Annotated in this window: 2 protein-coding genes; one reads left to right on the top strand and one right to left on the bottom strand. The window is 29.1% G+C overall.

Annotation, left to right across the window (positions count from 1 at the left end; genetic code table 11):
• Nucleotides 1–120: flagellin (locus CCO88_RS10260; protein ID WP_002807837.1), on the top strand; the 120-nt coding region annotated here is incomplete at its 5' end.
• A gap of 30 nt (nt 121–150) precedes the next feature.
• Here the strand turns inward: CCO88_RS10260 and CCO88_RS09820 are convergent.
• On the bottom strand, nt 151–1,217 hold a 1,067-nt coding region (locus CCO88_RS09820), incomplete at its 5' end, for a motility associated factor glycosyltransferase family protein (RefSeq protein WP_002815605.1).

Here is a 1,217-nt window from a genome sequence, read left to right as displayed (position 1 = left end):
GTAGACTTTGCAGCTGAAAGTGCAAATTTTTCTAAATATAACATCCTTGCGCAATCAGGTTCTTATGCTATGAGTCAGGCTAATGCAGTGCAGCAAAATGTTTTAAAACTTCTTCAATAATTTCTTAGATGCTTTTATGCATCTAAGCTTTTAAAGTGCTTTTTTCTTTTCTAAAAAGTCTTGCAAAGGTAAAATAGCGATTTTAAGTCTTTTGTCTTGAGCTTCTAAAAGTTCTATGATATTTTCTATCAAAGATTCATGCGCATAAATCCAAGCAAAAAGTTTATTTTGTTTATCAGATTCATCTTTGATATCTTTAAGATATAAAGGCGTTAATATACTTTGTTCATGATGTAAAGTAGGGCCTAAAATTTCTTGCAAAAAGAGATATTTTTTATTTGAAAGTTTTTCTTTGATTTTGTCTACATTTTGATTTATTTGTTCAAGAGAGAGTTTGTTCTTTCCATGGGTAAGATTGTAAATTTGTTTTTGAACTTTTTTACACTCTTTTTTAAAATTCAAGGATAAATTCATATTTTTTTTGATTTTTTGATAGATTTTTAATCCGAGTTTTACTTGTTCTTTAGTATTTAAAACTTGTAATTTTTTAAATTTTTTATCTTTTTTATTTTTGAGTAAATCTTCGCAAAGTTCTTTAAAAGGTTTTTCTATAGCGCTTTCTATCCTAGCACCTCCTTCAGTGCAATTATAAGTTTTACTTTTGCTAAAAGCAATGAAATTTTCAAAAATTTGTCTAAAAAGTGTCCAAATTTCAGAACTTTGAACTTTGCCATTTCCTCCATAAGCTGTAGTGCTAAATTTATCTAAGTCCCTTTCATAGTCTCCATTATGTAAATTAGCATGGATAAAACCTTGAGAGTGTGTTTGCCCATCTTTGGCATAAGCTAAATCCTGACCTATGAGAATGATGTTTTTATGTCCTAAATTTTCAGCCAGTTCATAAGCCATATGAGATACACTCATGCCCGCGTTAATATATCCATAATCGTCTAGCCCCAAGTATCTAGCAAAAGGCTGGCCTTTTATGATTAACATATATTTTCTTTGATTTTTTTCAAGATAAGAAATGGTTTTTTTATGCACCAAAGAAGCTACTAGAAAAATGATGTCTTTATCAAAATCTTTAAAATCATTATTAAAACATTCAGCTACTATTTCATCGCGTTCCAACATACAAACATAATCAGGCTTTATAC

The sequence above is a fragment of the Campylobacter coli LMG 9860 genome (assembly GCF_000254135.1).
In the GTDB taxonomy this organism is placed as follows: Bacteria; Campylobacterota; Campylobacteria; order Campylobacterales; family Campylobacteraceae; genus Campylobacter_D; species Campylobacter_D coli.
This window is presented reverse-complemented; position numbering and strand designations above follow the sequence as displayed.